The sequence below is a fragment of the Gemmiger sp. An194 genome (assembly GCF_002160145.1).
Lineage (GTDB): Bacteria > Bacillota > Clostridia > Oscillospirales > Ruminococcaceae > Allofournierella.
The window spans coordinates 110,820-126,996 of sequence record NZ_NFKA01000006.1 but is presented as its reverse complement, the minus strand read 5'-3'; the positions used below and the strand labels follow the sequence as shown (position 1 = coordinate 126,996).

Sequence of the window (16,177 nt, the reverse complement as noted above, 5' to 3'; positions counted from 1 at the left end):
GGAATAGAGAGGGAAAGACCAATGGAAAAACTCACTGTTTTGGGCACCGGCTACGCCATGGCCCTGCGCTGCTACAACACCTGCTTTGCCCTGCATCAGGGCGACGATGTGCTGCTGGTGGACGCGGGCGGCGGCAACGGCATTCTGGTGCAGCTGCAGAAGGCGGGCATCGACCCGGCGGATATTCACCACCTGATCGTGACCCACGCCCACACCGACCACATTCTGGGCGTGGTGTGGGTGATCCGCAAGATCGCCACCCTGATGCTGGACGGCAAATATGAGGGCGAGTTCCACATCTGGTGCCACAAGGGCCTGCCCGAGACCATCGAGACGCTGGTGCGGCTGACCGTGCAGGGCAAATTTGCAAAGCTGATCGGCGAGCGCATCCTGCTGCATGGCGTGGCCGACGGCGAGCAGGCGGACATTCTGGGCCACACCGTGACCTTCTTTGACATCCACTCCACCAAGATGGAGCAGTACGGCTTCACCGCAGAGAAGGACGGCAAAAAGCTCACCTGCCTGGGCGATGAGCCCTACAACCCCCTGTGCGAGGGCTATGTGAAGGGCAGCGACTGGCTGCTGTGCGAGGCCTTCTGTTTGTACGGCGACCGGGAGAAGTTCAAGCCCTATGAAAAGCACCACAGCACCGTGAAGGAGGCCTGCGAGCTGGCCGCTCAGCTGGCGGTGCCCCATCTGGTGCTCTGGCACACCGAGGACAAGACCTATGAGGACCGCCAGCGGCTGTACACCGCCGAGGGCAAGGAGTACTACCGGGGCGATCTGCATGTGCCCTATGATCTGGACGTGATCGCGCTGTGAGTGAAAACGGCGCGCAGCAATAACGAAGCAAGCGAAAGGCAGGGATTGAGTATGAGCGATCTGGAACAGAAATTCTTGCAGGAGGTCACCGAAAAAGCCGCCGAGGCAAAGCTGGTCTGCGGCTGGGACGCAGCGCATTTTCTGGCGTTTCTGCAAAAGCGGGGCCCGGTGCGGGCCATGGCCGAGCAGGCACGCCGGGGCGCGGTGAGCGAGGCCTTTGACCGGCTGGCCGCCAAGGGCCGTTTGGACCTGTCGCCGGAGGCGGTGGCGTCCAAAAACGACTACGCCGACCTGTTCGACGATGAAGCGGTGAACTTCTTTTTGGAGGTGCTCTGCGAAAAGGGCTACTTCACCGCCGGCTGATTTTGTATACGAAAAAAGGCTGCCCGCCCGGGCAGCCTTTTTGTTTTGGCGTTATTCCTCTGGCCGCCAGCCCTTGCACACATCCACCCAGCCGGAGGCGCCGCTGGTCTGTTCCAGCTCGGCCAGGTTCAGTTCCACCGCGCTGGCCGCGGTGCCCGCCGCCGGGTAGACCACATCAAACCGGCGCAGGGATTCGTCCAGATACACCGTCACGCCGGGCTTTGTGCCGAAGGGGCAGACCCCGCCCACCCCGTGGCCGATGAGCGCCTCCACCTGGTCGGCGGGGATCATCTTTGCCTTGGTGCCGAATCGGGCCTTGTAGCGGGGGTTGTCCACCTTGGCATCCCCCGCTGCCAGAATCAGAATGGGCTTGTCCTCCACCAGAAAGGAAAGACTCTTGGCGATGCGGGCGGGCTCGCAGCCCACGGCCACCGCCGCCAGCTCCACCGTGGCGCTGGATACCGAAAATTCCCGGATGCGTCCCTCCAGACCGAATTTCGCCAGGTAGTCCCTGGCCGCTTGCATCGACATTGTGCCATCGCTCCTTTTGCTTGCTTTTGTGAGATAGTGAAATAAAGTATAGCACAGATTTGCCCAAAAGGCCAGAGGCGGGCGCATTCAAAACCGGGCCGAAATGTGCTATACTTACAAAAGAATTTTTAAAACAATGGGATGAGGAGAGGATCACACCATGCGATACGGGTTTGTCAAAACCGCCTGTGCCACGCCGGACATCCGGGTGGCGGACTGCGCCTACAATGCCGCCCAGACCATCCGGGCGGTGGAGGAGGCCGCCGGGCAGGGAGTGGAGGTGCTGTGCCTGCCGGAGCTGGGCCTCACCGGCTACACCTGTGAGGATCTGTTTTTCCAGCCGGTGCTGCAGCAGGGCGCGCTGGACGCGCTGGACACGGTGCTGAAGGCCACCGCACACACCTCGGTGGTGTTCGTGGCGGGCCTGCCGCTGGCGGTGCGGGGCAAGCTGTACAACTGCGCCGCCGTCTGCCAGAGCGGGCGGCTGCTGGGCCTTGTGCCCAAGACCCATCTGCCCAGCTACAATGAGTTCTACGAGGGCCGCCGCTTCACCGCCGCCCCCGCCGGGACCTTCACGCTGCAGCTTCTGGGCCAGACCGTGCTGTTCGGCACAAAGCTTCTGTTCTGCCACCCCAAGGCGGACTGCTTTAAAATCGCGGTGGAGATCTGCGAGGACGTGTGGGCGCCGCTGCCCCCCAGCGTGGGCCACGCCATGGCCGGGGCGACTTTGATTCTGAATCTGTCCGCCAGCGACGAGGTGGTGGGCAAGGCGGAATACCGCCGTCAGCTGATCGCGGGCCAGTCCGCCCGGCTGCTGTGCGGCTATCTGTACGCGGACGCGGGCCGGGGCGAATCCACCACCGACCTGGTGTTCGCCGGGCATGACCTGATCTGCGAGAATGGAGCCATTCTGGCCCAGACCGAGCTGTTCGGCAGCGGCATGATCGCCAGCGAGGTGGACCTGGAGAAGCTGGCGGGCGAGCGGCTGAAAAACACCAGCTTTGCGGCGGTGAACGACGAGGGCTACACCACCGTGCAGCTGGCGGAGGCCTGCGCCGACTGGCAGCCGGTGCGCCCGGTGGACCCGGCTCCCTTTGTGCCCGCGGGCGAGAGCGAGCGTATGCGCCGCTGCGAGGCTATTCTGGAGATGCAGGCCCAGGGCCTGCGCAAGCGGATGGAGCACACCCACGCCGCCACCGCGGTGATCGGCATTTCCGGCGGTCTGGACAGCACCCTGGCGCTGCTGGTGGTGACCCGGGCCTTCCGCCTGATGGACAAGCCCCTCAAGGACGTGATCGCGGTGACCATGCCCTGCTTCGGCACCACCCAGCGCACCAAGTCCAACGCGGAAAAGCTGTGCGAGGCGCTGGGCGTGAGCCTGCGTCAGGTGAACATTGCGGACACGGTGCGCAGCAACTTTGCGGACATCGGCCACGACGAGTCGGTGCTGGATGTGACCTATGAAAACACCCAGGCCCGGGTGCGCACCCTGGTGCTGATGAACCTGGCCAACCGGATGGGCGGCTTGGTGATCGGCACCGGCGACCTGAGCGAGCTGGCCTTGGGCTGGGCCACCTACAACGGCGACCACATGAGCATGTACGGCGTGAACGGCTCGGTGCCCAAGACGCTGGTGCGGCATATCGTGGCCACCGTGGCCGCCAACAGCGAGCCCGCCCTGCGGGAGGTGCTGCAGGACATTCTGGACACCCCGGTCAGCCCCGAGCTGCTGCCCGCCAAGGAGAACGGCGAGATCGCCCAGCAGACCGAGGCCATCGTGGGCCCCTACGAGCTGCATGACTTCTTTTTGTACTACGCCATCCGCTGGGGCTTTGCGCCCAAAAAGATCTTCTGGCTGGCCCAGCGGGCCTTTGCCGGGGTCTATGAGGATGCGGTGCTGGTGCAGTGGCTGCGTAACTTCTACCGGCGCTTCTTCGCCCAGCAGTTCAAGCGCAGCTGCCTGCCGGACGGCCCCAAGGTGGGCACCGTGACCCTGTCGCCCCGGGGCGACTGGCGGATGCCCAGCGACGCCTGTGCCGCCCTCTGGCTGGCTCAGGTGGAGGAGCTGGAAAATACTTTGTAACTGATTATCGGGAGGGAAAACAAGATGAACGATCAGGAATATATGTTGCAGCAGGTAAAAGCGGTGCTGGCCATCGACAGCCCCAGCGGTTTTACCAAAAACGCGGTGGATTATCTGGTGAAGGAATACAAGGCCCTGGGCTATGAGCCCCAGGTCACCCGCAAGGGCGGCGTGCTGGTGCAGCTGAGCGCGGGCGACGGTTCCATGCCCGGCGACGGCATCCTGCAGGAGGCTCATCTGGACACTCTGGGCGGCATGGTGTGCGGCGTGAAGGCCAACGGCCGGCTGCGGCTTACCGCTCTGGGCGGCATGAACCCCAACAACGCCGAGGCCGAGAACGTGCGCATCTACACCCGGGACGGAAAGGTCTACACCGGCGTGTGCCAGCTCACCGATGCCTCGGTGCATGTGAACGGCGACTACTCCAAGACCGAGCGCAGCTGGGATACCATGGAGGTTCTGCTGGACGAGATGGTCTTCTCCGAGGCCGAGGTCCACGCACTGGGCATCGAAAACGGCGACATCGTCTGCTTTGACCCCCGCACCACCGTTACCGAGAGCGGCTACATCAAGAGCCGTTTTCTGGACGACAAGCTGAGCGTGGCCATCCTGCTGGGCTATGCCCGTGCCCTGAAGGAGAGCGGCAAGACCACCCGGCGGGCGGTGTGGCAGCACATCACCGTGTTTGAGGAGGTGGGCCACGGCGGCTCCGCCTCGGTGCCAGAAGGCGTGGGCGAGGCCATCAGCGTGGACATGGGCTGCGTGGGCGAGGGCCTGGCCTGCAAGGAGCATCAGGTGTCCATCTGCGCCAAGGACAGCGGCGGTCCCTACCACTACGATGTGGTGAGCGGTCTGGTGGCAGCGGCCAAGGCCGCCGGTGTGGACTACGCGGTGGATGTGTACCCCCACTACGGCTCGGATGTGGAAGCCACTCTGCGGGCGGGCGCGGATCTGCGCCACGGCCTGATCGGAGCGGGCGTGTACGCCTCCCACGGCTACGAGCGCAGCCACGTGAAGGGCATGATGGCCACCTTCCATCTGCTGAACGCCTACATCGAGACCGTTTAAAGCCGGATTTGATTACAAAAAAGACCAAATTTTCCACAGCGGCTTGACAAGCTGTGGAAAATAGAGTAATATGGCAACTAAATTCATATCGCTGTGATAGAGGCGCGGTGTTTAAGAGTAGCGCGCGGCATTCGGGGCAGACCCCCGCCGCACCGAAAGGAAACACCGCCGAAGGAAGCGAACCCGGTCTGGGGTGCGCTTGCCTGGGCTGGCGGAGAAGATCCGCCGGACTGTCACGAAGTTTTTTCGTGAAGCGCTATCCAAGGGAAACCGAAGGGGCGGCCCGGCCGGGGCTGCCTGCAACGTGCCGCGTTCCTTCGCGGTGCGCACAGAGACTTCCGCGGGGCTGCTTTTCGAAAGGAAAGCAGCCCCGTTTTTTTGCGTGGCGGGCAGCGGTAAAGCAAAAGGAGGAAAAACACAATGAAAAAGATCGCAAGCCTTGTGCTGGCGCTGCTGCTGTTTGCCGCCCTTCCCGGCGGTCTGGCCGTTTCGGCCGAGGGCAGCGTGCTGGACGACAACACCCTGACCGTGGCCATGGAATGTGCCTACGCCCCCTACAACTGGACCCAGCCGGATTCTTCCAACGGCGCGGTGCCCATCAAGGACAGCGCCGACTACGCCAACGGCTATGATGTGATGATGGCCAAAAAGATCGCCGAGGCGCTGGGCATGGAGCTGGAGATCGTGCGGCTGGACTGGGATTCCCTGGTGCCCGCCGTGCAGAGCGGCACCGTGGACTGTGTAATTGCGGGCCAGTCCATCACCAGTGAACGGCTGGAGTCGGTGGATTTCACCGCCCCCTATTTCTACGCATCCATCGTGGGCCTGACCCGGGTCGACAGCCCTTATGCCCAGGCCCAGGGCCTGAGCGAGCTGGCGGGCGCCACCGCCACCAGTCAGCTGGGCACCATTTGGTACGATGGCTGTCTGCCCCAGATTCCGGACGCCACCATCCTTACCCCCCAGGAATCCGCCCCCGCCATGCTGATGGCGCTGGAGACCGGCCGGGCAAATCTGGTGGTCACCGACATCCCCACCGCCAAGGCGGCTCTGAATGCCTACAGCGACTTTGTGCTGCTGGACTTCAACGACAGCGAGGACAACTTCGTGGTCTCCAGCGAGGATGTGAACATCGGCATCTCGGTGCAGAAGGGCAACACCGAATTGAAGGATGCCATCAACGGCGTACTGAACACCATGACCGAGGACGACTACAACGCCATGATGGATGAGGCCATCGCCATCCAGCCCCTGAGCGACGGTCTCCCCGAGGGCTTCTTCGCCCAGATCGGGTATCTTTTGCAGAACTACGGCACCAGCTACCTGAAGGGCGCGGGCATCACCGTGGTGATCGCGGTGATCTGCACCGCCATCGGCTGTGTGATCGGCCTTGGCTGCGGCATCGTGCAGACCATCCCGGTGGAAAAGCGGGACGGCATGGGCAAGAAGATTCTGCTGGGCGCGGCCCGCGCCGTGCTGCGGGTGTATGTGGAGGTTTTCCGCGGCACCCCCATGATCCTGCAGGCGGTGCTCATTTTCTACGGCGCGGCCTTCCTGTTCGGCTGGAACCTGGATATGTGGACCGCCGCTCTGGTGATCGTGTCGGTGAACACCGGCGCTTACATGGCTGAGTCGGTGCGCGGCGGCATCCTGTCCATCCCGGTGGGCCAGACTGAGGGCGCCAAGGCCATCGGCCTGACCCACGTGCAGACCATGACCAGCATCATTCTGCCCCAGGCGCTGCGCAACATCATGCCCCAGATCGGCAACAACCTGATCATCAACATCAAGGATACTTCCGTGCTGTTCATCATCGGCGTGGCCGAGCTGTTCAGCATCCACAAGGGCGTGGTGGGCGCGACCTATGCCTACTTCCCCTCGGCAGTGATCGAGATGGCCATCTATCTGGGGATGACCCTGGTCTGCTCGGCCATTCTGCGCTGGGTGGAAAAGCGGATGGACGGCGAATCCAGCTATGCGCTGGTGAAGCAGACCGGCGGCCTGAACGCCCCTCCCTATGTGGAGCACGGCAAGCCGCGCACCGGCAACCTGGACCTGTGAGAAAAGGGGGACGAGCAAGATGAATACCACCGAAACCGGCGCTATCGTAGAGGTGCGCCACCTGAATAAATCCTTCGGCCCGCGGGAGATCCTGCGGGACATCAACTTCACCGTACGCAAGGGCGATGTGACCACCATCATCGGCCCCTCCGGCAGCGGCAAGTCCACGCTGCTGCGCTGTTTGAACCTGCTGGAGACTCCCTCCGGCGGCGAGATTCTGTTCCACGGGCAGAACATTGGCGAGAGCGCCAACATCCCCGCCTACCGCACCAAGGTGGGCATGGTGTTCCAGTCCTTCAACCTGTTCTCCAACCTGACCGTGCTGGAGAACTGCATGCTGGGCCAGCGCAAGGCGCTCAAGCGCAGCAAGGCCGAGGCGGAGCAGAAGGCTCTGTTCTACCTGGAAAAGGTGGGCATGGCCGAATATGTGAACGCCAAGCCCAGCCAGCTTTCCGGCGGCCAGCAGCAGCGTGTGGCCATCGCCCGCGCCCTTGCCATGGAGCCGGAGCTGCTGCTCTTCGACGAGCCCACCAGCGCCCTGGACCCGGAGATGGTGGGCGAGGTGCTGAACGTAATGCAGAAGCTGGCCGCTGAGGGCATGACCATGATCGTGGTCACCCACGAGATGGCCTTCGCCCGGGACGTGAGCAACCATGTGGTGTTCATGGCCGACGGCGTGATCTGCGAGGAGGGCGAACCGGCCCAGCTGTTCGAGCAGCCGAAAAGTGAGCGCACCGCCGAGTTCCTGGCCCGCTTCCGGCAGGGCTGAGCCTCAAACAGAAAACAAAACAAGCAAAAAAGGCATCGGGAAAATTCCCGATGCCTTTTTGCTTTGTGTTGAAAAAGAAGCAATCAGACCTTCACGATCCAGCCCTTTTCGTCGGGCAGAACGCCCCACTGGATGCCGGTGAGGGTGTCGTACAGGCGCTGGGTCACCTGACCGATGTTGCCGTCGTTCACGGTCACCTCGTCGCCCTCGTAGTACAGCTTGCCCACCGGGCTGACCACCGCGGCGGTGCCGGTGCCGAACACCTCTTCCAGCTTGCCGGCATGGGCGGCGTCCATGACCTCCTGGATGGACAGGCGGCTGTCGCAGTCCACGGTGTAGCCCCAGTCACGCAGCAGCTCGATGCAGCTCATGCGGGTGATGCCGGGCAGCACGGTGCCCACGGTGGGGGCGGTGCGGATGACGCCGTCGATCTTGAAGAAGCAGTTCATGCTGCCCACTTCCTCCACGTACTTGCGCTCCACGCCGTCCAGCCAGAGCACCTGGCTGTAGCCCAGGTCGTGGGCCTTCATCTGGCCCGCCAGGCTGGCCGCGTAGTTGCCGCCGCACTTGATGAAGCCGGTGCCGCCGGGCGTGGCGCGCACATACTCATCCTCCACGTAGATCTTCACCGGGTCCAGGCCCTCGGCGTAGTAGGCGCCGGAGGGAGAGGCGATGATGATGAAGGCATAGGTCTCGCTGGGCTTTACGCCCAGGTGAGGCTCGGTGGCAATGGTGAAGGGGCGCAGATACAGGCTGGTGCCGGGAGCGCTGGGTACCCAGTCACGGTCCACATCCACCAGAGCCTTCACCGCCTGCACGAAGTCCTCCACCGGGATGGTGGGGATGCACAGACGCTCGTGGGTACTCTGCAAACGCTCGGCGTTCTTCTCCGGGCGGAACAGCTGCACCTGGCCCTCGGCGGTGCGGTAGGCCTTCATGCCCTCAAAGCTCTCCTGGGCATAGTGGAAGACCATGGCGGCAGGGTCCAGCGAGATGGGCTGATAGGGCTCGATGCGGGCGGAATGCCAGCCCTGGCCCTCGGTGTAGTCCATGCGGAACATATGGTCGGTGTAATGGGTGCCGAAGCCCAGATTGTTCTCATCGGGCTTTGCCTTGGGTGTGGTGGTTTGGGTTACTTTGATCTCCAACATGAAACAGGTCCTCCCTTTTGCGGCCGGTGGATATGCGCCGCCGCCTGTGATTGGCTTTTATAATGTGACCATTATAGAACCTGTTTGGTGCTTTCGTCAAGACTTTTTTACTTTAAAAGGGTGATTTGGCAGAGCGAATCCGCCGGCTGCCTATATAAATAAGGAAAGCCGCCGGTGTTGGCCGGAATGCCGGGTTGCGGGGTGGTGAAATTTCTCACAAACATAAACTTAACATTGCGCCGGGCCGAAAGGGCGAGGGTTCGTGGTTTTGTAAAATTTCTTTACAAAAAGATTGGGCAGTTTAACAAAAGCCTAACCGAACCATGCGGGCGGATTTTGCAAACCGGGCGGTATAATGATACCAGTTTCGCGGGAAAGCGAAGCGCAAGCGAGACCGAAACTCCGCCCCCACAGGAGCGGGGAGAGCGGAAGAAATTCATTGGAATGAATTGAGACGAAGAGGGAGTAAGAGAAAAATGAAAATGAAGCGTTTTATGGCAATGGCTATTGCATGTGTTATGGCTGCCGGTCTGGTAGCCTGCGGCGGCTCTGAGAGCACCGCCACCACCAGCACCACCGGTTCCACCGCGGGTTCCACCACCGCCGGCACTGCCGAAGAGACCACCGCCGACCTGAGCGGCGCGGTAGCCACCGGCGGCTCCACCAGCGTGGAGAAGGTGATCGGCGCTCTGAGCGAGGCTTTCATGGAAGCCAACCCCGGCGTGGACGTTACTTATGATCCCACCGGCAGCAGCGCCGGCGTGACCGGTGCCGCCGACGGCACCCTGGACATCGGCCTGTCCAGCCGCGCTCTGAAGGAAGAGGAGATCTCCAAGGGCCTGAAGGAGACCACCTTCGCCCTGGACGGCATCGCCATCGTGGTAAACACCGAGAACACCGCCACGGACCTGAGCCTGGAGCAGATCGCGGGGCTCGCTACCGGCGAGATCACCAACTGGAGCGAGGTGGGCGGCCCTGACGCCCCCGTGGTCCTGATCGGCCGTGAGGCTGGTTCCGGTACCCGCGACGGCTTCGAGAGCATCGTTGGCGTGGAAGACAAGTGCGCTTACGAGCAGGAGCTGACCAGCACCGGCGCCGTTCTGGCCGGTGTTGCCGCTAACCCCAACGCCTTCGGCTACGTTTCTCTGGCCAGCGTTGACGACAACGTGAAGATGGTCACCGTGGACGGCGTTGCCGCCAGCGAGGAGACCGTCAAGGACGGCAGCTACAAGATCCAGCGCCCCTTCGTGTTCGCCACCAAGGAGGGCGAGGAGCTGAGCGCTCAGGCTCAGGCCTTCTACGACTTCGCTCTGAGCGAGGAAGCCGCTGAGCTGATCGCTGCCGCCGGCGCGGTACCCATGGTTTAACAAGAAGGCTATATGCCTTCGCCTGACACCCTCAAAGGTCGGCATGCCGGCGAAATGAAGTAGGGGCAGCACCGCATGATTCCAGGTGGTGGAGCGCGCCAGAAAATTTTTTGCAAGGTGAACCAAAAAGCGCAGACAATCCTTGGCTGGATTGACGAGCATTTTTGGAAAACCTGGCGGAAAATCTTGGGGTGATGCGCCACCTGAGCCGCAAGGCGTGAATTGTGCGGTGGTGCCCAAGAGTTAGGCAACCCGCCGCCGGAAAATACGTATCCACGCAGATTCCGGCGGCTTTTTTGCGGAAAAACCGCAGTGTGTGTAAAGCGAGTAACGAAGAGGAAAAGCGCTATGAAACTGAAACAGAGCATTGAGCGGATCATGAACGCAGTGTTCTTTATCTGCGGCATGGTCTCCATCGCGGCGGTGGCGCTCATCACCATCTACATGGTGTGGGCCGGCCTGCCCGCCATCATCAAGATCGGCCCGGTGGACTTTCTGCTGGGCACCGTTTGGAAATCCACCGCGTCCGAGCCCCAGTTCGGTATCCTGCCCTTCATCCTGACCAGTGTGTGGGGCATGGTGGGCGCGCTGATCATCGGCGTGCCGGTGGGCGTGCTCACCGCCGTGTTCCTGGCAAAGCTGGCACCTCCCAAGCTGGCCGCTCTGGTGCGGCCTGCGGTGGAGCTGCTGGCCGGCATCCCCAGCGTGGTCTACGGCCTGATCGGCATGATCGTACTGGTGCCCGCTGTGATGAAGGCCTTGGAGCTGAAGAGCGGCAGCTGCCTGCTCAGCGCCATTCTGGTGCTGGCCATCATGGTTCTGCCCAACATCATCTCGGTGAGCGAGACCGCCCTGCGGGCCGTTCCGCCCGAGTATGAGGAGGCCAGCCTGGGCCTGGGCGCCACCTGGATTGAGACCGTGTTCAAGGTGAGCGTGCCCGCTGCCCGCAGCGGCATCGTGGCCGGCATCGTGCTGGGCGCGGGCCGTGCCGTGGGCGAGGCCATGGCCGTGATGATGGTGGCCGGCAACGTGGCCAACATGCCCGGCCTGTTCAAGAGCGTACGTTTCCTGACCACCGCCGTGGCCAGCGAGATGAGCTACGCGGCGGACGGCAGCCTGCAGAAGCAGGCCCTGTTCAGCATCGGCCTGGTTCTGTTCGTGTTCATCATGCTCATCAACTGGCTGCTCAATACCTTTTTGAAACGGGGGGAGAAACAGTGAGCCATTCTGCAAAGCGTAAAGCAAAGGCGAACGTGCTGAAGGTGCTGGTTTACGGCAGTGCCTTCCTGACCGTGGCCGTTCTGGTGGCTCTGCTGGGCTACATCTTTGTGCGGGGCATCCCCAACATCACCTGGCAGCTGCTCTCCACCAAACCCAGTGTCATTAAGGACACCATCGGCATCCTGCCGAACCTGCTCAACACCCTTTACATCATTGTGCTGACCCTGATCATCGCCCTGCCTCTGGGCGTGGGCGCGGCGGTCTACCTGACCGAGTACGCCACCAGCAAGACCTTCATCAAGGTGGTGGAGTTCACCACCGAGACCCTGGCCGGTATCCCCAGTATCATCTACGGCCTGGTGGGCATGCTGGTCTTCGTGCAGATGCTGGGCTTCGGCTCGAGCCTTTTGTCCGGCAGCCTGACCCTGGTCATTATGATCCTGCCCACCATCATCCGCACCACCCAGGAGAGCCTGAAGACCGTGCCCGCCGGTTACCGGGAGGGCGCGCTGGGCCTGGGGGCCACCCGGTGGTACATGATCCGCACCATCGTGCTGCCCTCCTCCATCAGCGGCATCATCACCGGCTGCATCCTGGCGGTGGGCCGTATCGTGGGCGAAAGCGCCGCCCTGCTGTTCACCGCGGGCAGCGCCACCATCATCGCCTCCAACATTTTTGATGCCTACACCCGGGGTGGCGGCACCCTGTCCGTCGCGCTGTACATGTACGCCGCCGAGCGCGGCGAGTTCGAGGTGGCCTTCGCCATTGCGGCCATCCTGCTGATCCTGGTATTCCTGATCAACATGGCCACCCGTCTGGTACAGATTAAAATGAAGCAGAAGAAGTAAAGGAGCAGCCAACATGAGCGAAAATGCGATCCTGCAGGCAAAGGACCTGCATCTGTATTACGGCGAGACCGAGGCGCTGAAGGGCATCAACATCGCCATCCCCGAAAAGAAGATCACCGCCCTGATCGGTCCCTCCGGCTGCGGCAAGTCCACCTTCTTAAAGACCCTGAACCGGATGAATGACCTGGTGCCCAATGTGCGCATCACCGGCGAGGCTCTGTTCCACGGCAAGAACATCCTGGACAAGGATGTGGACGTGACCGACCTGCGCCGCCGCATCGGCATGGTGTTCCAGAAGCCCAATCCGTTTCCCATGAGCATCTACGACAACGTGGCCTACGGCCCCCGCCTGCACGGCAACCACAGCAAGAAGGAGCTGGATGAGCTGGTGGAGAAGAGCCTGCGCGGCGCCGCCATCTGGGATGAGGTGAAGGACCGGCTGAAGAAGAGCGCGCTGGGTCTTTCCGGCGGCCAGCAGCAGCGCCTGTGCATCGCCCGCGCGCTGGCGGTGCAGCCGGATGTGCTGCTGATGGACGAACCCACCAGTGCTCTGGACCCGGGCAGCACCCTGCGCATCGAGGACCTGATGGACGAGCTGAAGAAGGACTACACGGTGGTCATTGTTACCCACAACATGCAGCAGGCCGCCCGTATTTCCGACCAGACCGCATTCTTCCTGCTGGGCTCTCTGATCGAGTACGGCCCCACCAGGGAGCTGTTCGCCAATCCCAAGAACCCCAAGACGGAAGAATACATCACCGGACGGTTCGGCTAAGGGAGGAATCTGATACTATGATGACACGCATCAATTACAACAACGACCTGCAGGCGCTGTACGACGCAGTGAAGCAGATGGGCCTGACCATCGAGACTTCCATTGACCAGACCTGGAAGGCCCTGCAGAAGCTGGACATGAAGACCGCTCAGGCCATCATTGACGGCGACGAAACCATCGACCAGATGGAACGCAACATTGAAAAAGCCTGCCTGGAGCTGGTGCTCACCCAGACCCCGGTGGCCGGTGACTGGCGGCGCATTGCCTCCATCATGCGCATGATCTCGGATCTGGAGCGCATCGCCGACCATTGCAGCGATATCTCCGAGTACATCATCCAGCTGGCGGCCAAGCCCGCCGTGGAGCTGCCCGCTCCCATGGAGAAGATGTTCTGCCTGATGAAGACCATGGTGAAGGACACCGTGAATGCCTTCGTGGAGCTGAGCGAGGAGAAGGCCCGCGCCGTGATCGGGCAGGACGATCTGCAGGACGATTACTTCCTGCAGGTGGGCGAGGAGCTGTGCACCCGGATGCAGCAGCACCCGGAAGAGGTGCGTCAGCGGGTGGATCAGCTGATGATCGCCAAGTACCTGGAGCGCATGAGCGACCATTCCACCAACCTGGCGGAGTGGGTGGTCTACATCGTGAGCGGCCAGCTGGTCGACAACTAAATCTTTTCGTTTTCTTTGCATATACACACAGCACGGAAAAAGCCCCGGCGGATAGACGGGTGTCCGTAAAACAGTTAATCCTCCGTATGGCTTAGACCATGCGGAGGATTTGTTTATGTCTAATCTTCAAACTTGCTGGCGGCAAACGGTTTGTCAAAACCGTTTGCGGACGGCAAGCCCACAGGGGGTAGCCGCTTTAGCAGCGCAAGGGGGCGTAGGCACCTTGACGGAACGAAGTGACGCAACATTCTCGGTCATGCAGTATTCTCCTGCTGACGGAGAATAAAGCTCCGCAGGACGCACGATACTCCCGTTAGGAGAGTATAGAAGTGCGCCCTTTAGTTCCTAAAGGGTTTTTATCAGTTCGCCAAACTGGAAGTTAGCAATTTCTTTTTCCGGTATTCTCTGTCCCACGGATTTCCTCATGATAGAAATAATCTACAATCACCGGATGTCCCTGCGGGACTCTGCCATAAGGCATTTCATTATCCACAAAGGCACAATCATACTTCTTAGCCATTTCCTCAGCTTTTACTTCAAGTGCTTCAAAGTAGCTGCGGTTATGCTTGTTATAGATCTCATCGTAAAGCGGTACAAGATCAGGATATTTTCCGGCGATATAATCCATAATTGTCTTTTTGAAACCGCCTCGAAGATTGAGATTTTCGAGCCAGAACAGATCGCACTGATCCTTTACCCGCTCAAAGATCGCTTCAAAATCCGTGATACCGGGGAATACCGGGGATACGAAACAGACTGTACGGATACCTGCCTTATATACCTGCTTCATAGCAGCGATACGGTGCTCAATGCTCGAAGCAGAATCCATATCGTTCTTGAAATTTTCATCCAGTGTGTTGATCGACCATGAAACGGTTACACGTCCAAGCTTCTTCAACAGATCAATATCCCGTACCACAAGATCCGACTTTGTGCAGATCAGAATATCTGCGTCACTGCCGATCAACTGCTCCAGAAGTTTTCTGGTATTCCCGAATTGCTCTTCCTGTGGATTGTATCCATCCGTCACAGAACCGATGACCACACGCTGTCCGGCATATTTCTTCGGATTTTTAATTTCCGGCCAATGCTTCACATCAAGGAAAGTGCCCCATTCCTCCGTGTGTCCGGTAAAACGCTTCATAAAAGAAGCATAGCAATACTTGCAGGCATGTGTACAGCCCACATAGGGATTAACCGAGTACCCGCCTACCGGCAGACTGGACTTGGTCATGATGTTCTTTGTTTCCACCTCACGAATGAGGATTCCATCGATTACTTCTGCCATGATTTCTGTACCTCTAACACTTTATTGAATTCCTCCGGCATTTCCTGAATCATATTTTCATCCCCTATGATAGGGACAAGGTCTTCCTTCATAAACACCGGAATGCCGAGTGCGTGCGCCTGATCCGTCAGAGACCATGCCCATTCCGGCTCCGTATGAATCTTCCTGCTCTGAGCCCCGGTCATAGTGCCGACAACGATCCAGTTGATTCCGGAAAGGTCAACTGTACCGGGATCGTCGAATAACGGCTCAAAGGTAACATGGTAGTGTTTTGCTCTGACGTTTTTCCGAAGGGCGTCGATACGCCACAGTTCTGCTTTCCTCGTCACCGTAACGCCAAACCATGCGTTTTCCAGATCGGTATCAAAATCCAGCAAATCAGGTCGCTTGGTAAGGAACAGGAACTGATGCTGTGGATTTTCACAGATCTTTGCAAATACCTCGTCTCTCCATTCCGGCTTCCATCCGGAGAGATCGCTCATCCCGGTAAGAAGAAAGTTCTGCGGACGTTTCTTTTCCATCATCTTGAGCTTACCCGGAAAGAATTCAGGGTCAGCGAAGTCATCAATCATATGCCAGCGTTTCACATTGTTGCGGGCATAGCAATATGTACACCCCACTGCGCAACCGATGACGATATTCATGTTCTGAATCTGATCTTTGATACCAATACTCATGACTTCTGCCACTCCTCAAGATTCTTTCTGATGCGGTCGAGGCATTCCTCAAACCGGGCAATTTCATCCTCTGAAAAACCTTTGTAGTAAATACTGCCCATCTCATCAGATACAGAATCGTACTCGCCCTTTAAGGCATGTGCTTTCTCAGTCAGAAACAGGAGTGTTTTCCTTTTGTCCGTTTCAGACTGAACACGGCTTATCAGCCCTTGATTTTCCATTCTTTCCAGCATCGTAGTAAGAGATGTTATCGCTAATCCGCATTTAGTCGAGAGTGACCTGATTGAGATACCATCCTCCTGCCACAGCACATAAAGAATACGTCCCTGGGCTCCATTAAACGCATCAATATTCTTTTCACTGAGAATCTTCTCGAAAATCCGGTCTCCAAGCTGTTTTATTTTGGTGACAAGAAATCCTCCATTCATTTCCATACAAAAGCTCCTATATAGTAGTTTGTTATAAACGTACTATATAGGAGC

16 protein-coding genes and 1 riboswitch are annotated in these 16,177 nt (G+C 59.7%); of the genes, 11 read left to right on the top strand and 5 right to left on the bottom strand.

What is annotated here, in order from left to right:
• The first annotated feature begins 21 nt into the window (after nt 1–21).
• On the top strand, nt 22–822 hold the full coding sequence (locus B5F28_RS05705) for an MBL fold metallo-hydrolase (protein WP_087294228.1): 801 nt from the start codon (nt 22–24) through the stop codon (nt 820–822).
• A gap of 51 nt (nt 823–873) precedes the next feature.
• Nucleotides 874–1,185 (top strand): hypothetical protein, encoded by a 312-nt coding sequence (locus B5F28_RS05700; protein WP_087294226.1) that lies wholly within the window; start codon nt 874–876, stop codon nt 1,183–1,185.
• Nucleotides 1,186–1,236: 51 nt separating this feature from the next.
• Here the strand turns inward: B5F28_RS05700 and B5F28_RS05695 are convergent, their stop codons facing one another.
• The gene (locus B5F28_RS05695; protein WP_087294224.1) at nt 1,237–1,716 is read right to left on the bottom strand and encodes a YbaK/EbsC family protein; all 480 of its coding nucleotides are present in this window, start codon (nt 1,714–1,716) and stop codon (nt 1,237–1,239) included.
• Between the two features lie 160 nt (nt 1,717–1,876).
• On the opposite strand from B5F28_RS05695, the gene B5F28_RS05690 reads away from it, so the two are divergent.
• The 4 genes from B5F28_RS05690 to B5F28_RS05675 all read left to right on the top strand — a co-directional run bounded on the left by B5F28_RS05690 (nt 1,877) and on the right by B5F28_RS05675 (nt 7,697).
• On the top strand, nt 1,877–3,799 hold the full coding sequence (locus B5F28_RS05690) for an NAD(+) synthase (RefSeq protein WP_087294222.1): 1,923 nt from the start codon (nt 1,877–1,879) through the stop codon (nt 3,797–3,799).
• Between the two features lie 24 nt (nt 3,800–3,823).
• A complete protein-coding gene (locus tag B5F28_RS05685) occupies nt 3,824–4,867 on the top strand; it encodes a M42 family metallopeptidase (RefSeq protein WP_087294220.1) in 1,044 nt (347 codons plus the stop codon).
• An 89-nt stretch (nt 4,868–4,956) separates the two neighbouring features.
• Nucleotides 4,957–5,134, top strand: a riboswitch (Lysine riboswitch).
• Between the two features lie 153 nt (nt 5,135–5,287).
• On the top strand, nt 5,288–6,928 hold the full coding sequence (locus B5F28_RS15355) for an ABC transporter substrate-binding protein/permease (RefSeq protein ID WP_087294218.1): 1,641 nt from the start codon (nt 5,288–5,290) through the stop codon (nt 6,926–6,928).
• Nucleotides 6,929–6,947: 19 nt separating this feature from the next.
• Complete coding sequence (locus B5F28_RS05675) at nt 6,948–7,697, top strand: amino acid ABC transporter ATP-binding protein (protein WP_087294216.1); 750 nt, start codon at nt 6,948–6,950, stop codon at nt 7,695–7,697.
• An 83-nt stretch (nt 7,698–7,780) separates the two neighbouring features.
• On the opposite strand, the gene B5F28_RS05670 is transcribed toward B5F28_RS05675, so the two are convergent.
• Nucleotides 7,781–8,848 carry a branched-chain amino acid aminotransferase gene (locus tag B5F28_RS05670; protein ID WP_087294214.1) on the bottom strand — a complete coding sequence of 356 codons (1,068 nt, stop codon included), beginning with the start codon at nt 8,846–8,848 and terminating at the stop codon, nt 7,781–7,783.
• A gap of 476 nt (nt 8,849–9,324) precedes the next feature.
• On the opposite strand from B5F28_RS05670, the gene B5F28_RS05660 reads away from it, so the two are divergent.
• From B5F28_RS05660 to phoU, 5 genes are all read left to right on the top strand, one after another.
• The gene (locus B5F28_RS05660) at nt 9,325–10,215 is read left to right on the top strand and encodes a phosphate ABC transporter substrate-binding protein (protein ID WP_481808388.1); all 891 of its coding nucleotides are present in this window, start codon (nt 9,325–9,327) and stop codon (nt 10,213–10,215) included.
• A gap of 348 nt (nt 10,216–10,563) precedes the next feature.
• On the top strand, nt 10,564–11,436 hold the full coding sequence (gene pstC, locus B5F28_RS05655; RefSeq protein ID WP_087294210.1) for a phosphate ABC transporter permease subunit PstC: 873 nt from the start codon (nt 10,564–10,566) through the stop codon (nt 11,434–11,436).
• On the top strand, nt 11,433–12,284 hold the full coding sequence (pstA, locus tag B5F28_RS05650) for a phosphate ABC transporter permease PstA (protein WP_247643415.1): 852 nt from the start codon (nt 11,433–11,435) through the stop codon (nt 12,282–12,284). Before pstC ends, pstA begins: the two co-directional genes overlap by 4 nt.
• A gap of 13 nt (nt 12,285–12,297) precedes the next feature.
• Entirely contained in the window at nt 12,298–13,059 is a 762-nt protein-coding gene (gene pstB / locus B5F28_RS05645; RefSeq protein WP_087294208.1) for a phosphate ABC transporter ATP-binding protein PstB, read from the top strand.
• A 17-nt stretch (nt 13,060–13,076) separates the two neighbouring features.
• Nucleotides 13,077–13,730, top strand: a complete 654-nt coding sequence (gene phoU, locus B5F28_RS05640; RefSeq protein WP_087294206.1) for a phosphate signaling complex protein PhoU — start codon at nt 13,077–13,079, stop codon at nt 13,728–13,730.
• Between the two features lie 379 nt (nt 13,731–14,109).
• Here the strand turns inward: phoU and B5F28_RS05635 are convergent, their stop codons facing one another.
• From B5F28_RS05635 to B5F28_RS05625, 3 genes are read right to left on the bottom strand one after another with little or no spacing between them, the layout of a single operon-like run.
• The gene (locus B5F28_RS05635) at nt 14,110–15,018 is read right to left on the bottom strand and encodes a radical SAM mobile pair protein B (RefSeq protein WP_087294205.1); all 909 of its coding nucleotides are present in this window, start codon (nt 15,016–15,018) and stop codon (nt 14,110–14,112) included.
• Nucleotides 15,006–15,695 carry a radical SAM mobile pair protein A gene (locus tag B5F28_RS05630; RefSeq protein WP_087294203.1) on the bottom strand — a complete coding sequence of 230 codons (690 nt, stop codon included), beginning with the start codon at nt 15,693–15,695 and terminating at the stop codon, nt 15,006–15,008. The genes B5F28_RS05635 and B5F28_RS05630 overlap by 13 nt, the downstream gene beginning before the upstream one ends.
• On the bottom strand, nt 15,692–16,129 hold the full coding sequence (locus tag B5F28_RS05625) for a radical SAM mobile pair system MarR family transcriptional regulator (RefSeq protein WP_087294201.1): 438 nt from the start codon (nt 16,127–16,129) through the stop codon (nt 15,692–15,694). Before B5F28_RS05625 ends, B5F28_RS05630 begins: the two co-directional genes overlap by 4 nt.
• Between the last annotated feature and the right edge of the window lie 48 nt (nt 16,130–16,177).

Bases quoted from the DNA above. Each gene is read 5' to 3' on its own strand.
- B5F28_RS15355 (WP_087294218.1), top strand. From the start codon at position 5,288: ATGAAAAAGATCGCAAGCCTTGTGCTGGCGCTGCTGCTGTTTGCCGCC.
- B5F28_RS05625 (WP_087294201.1), bottom strand. From the start codon at position 16,129: ATGGAAATGAATGGAGGATTTCTTGTCACCAAAATAAAACAGCTTGGA.
- B5F28_RS05690 (WP_087294222.1), top strand. From the start codon at position 1,877: ATGCGATACGGGTTTGTCAAAACCGCCTGTGCCACGCCGGACATCCGG.
- B5F28_RS05670 (WP_087294214.1), bottom strand. From the start codon at position 8,848: ATGTTGGAGATCAAAGTAACCCAAACCACCACACCCAAGGCAAAGCCC.
- pstC (WP_087294210.1), top strand. From the start codon at position 10,564: ATGAAACTGAAACAGAGCATTGAGCGGATCATGAACGCAGTGTTCTTT.
- B5F28_RS05705 (WP_087294228.1), top strand. From the start codon at position 22: ATGGAAAAACTCACTGTTTTGGGCACCGGCTACGCCATGGCCCTGCGC.
- B5F28_RS05695 (WP_087294224.1), bottom strand. From the start codon at position 1,716: ATGTCGATGCAAGCGGCCAGGGACTACCTGGCGAAATTCGGTCTGGAG.
- B5F28_RS05630 (WP_087294203.1), bottom strand. From the start codon at position 15,695: ATGAGTATTGGTATCAAAGATCAGATTCAGAACATGAATATCGTCATC.
- B5F28_RS05635 (WP_087294205.1), bottom strand. From the start codon at position 15,018: ATGGCAGAAGTAATCGATGGAATCCTCATTCGTGAGGTGGAAACAAAG.
- B5F28_RS05675 (WP_087294216.1), top strand. From the start codon at position 6,948: ATGAATACCACCGAAACCGGCGCTATCGTAGAGGTGCGCCACCTGAAT.
- B5F28_RS05700 (WP_087294226.1), top strand. From the start codon at position 874: ATGAGCGATCTGGAACAGAAATTCTTGCAGGAGGTCACCGAAAAAGCC.
- B5F28_RS05685 (WP_087294220.1), top strand. From the start codon at position 3,824: ATGAACGATCAGGAATATATGTTGCAGCAGGTAAAAGCGGTGCTGGCC.
- phoU (WP_087294206.1), top strand. From the start codon at position 13,077: ATGATGACACGCATCAATTACAACAACGACCTGCAGGCGCTGTACGAC.
- pstB (WP_087294208.1), top strand. From the start codon at position 12,298: ATGAGCGAAAATGCGATCCTGCAGGCAAAGGACCTGCATCTGTATTAC.
- B5F28_RS05660 (WP_481808388.1), top strand. From the start codon at position 9,325: ATGAAAATGAAGCGTTTTATGGCAATGGCTATTGCATGTGTTATGGCT.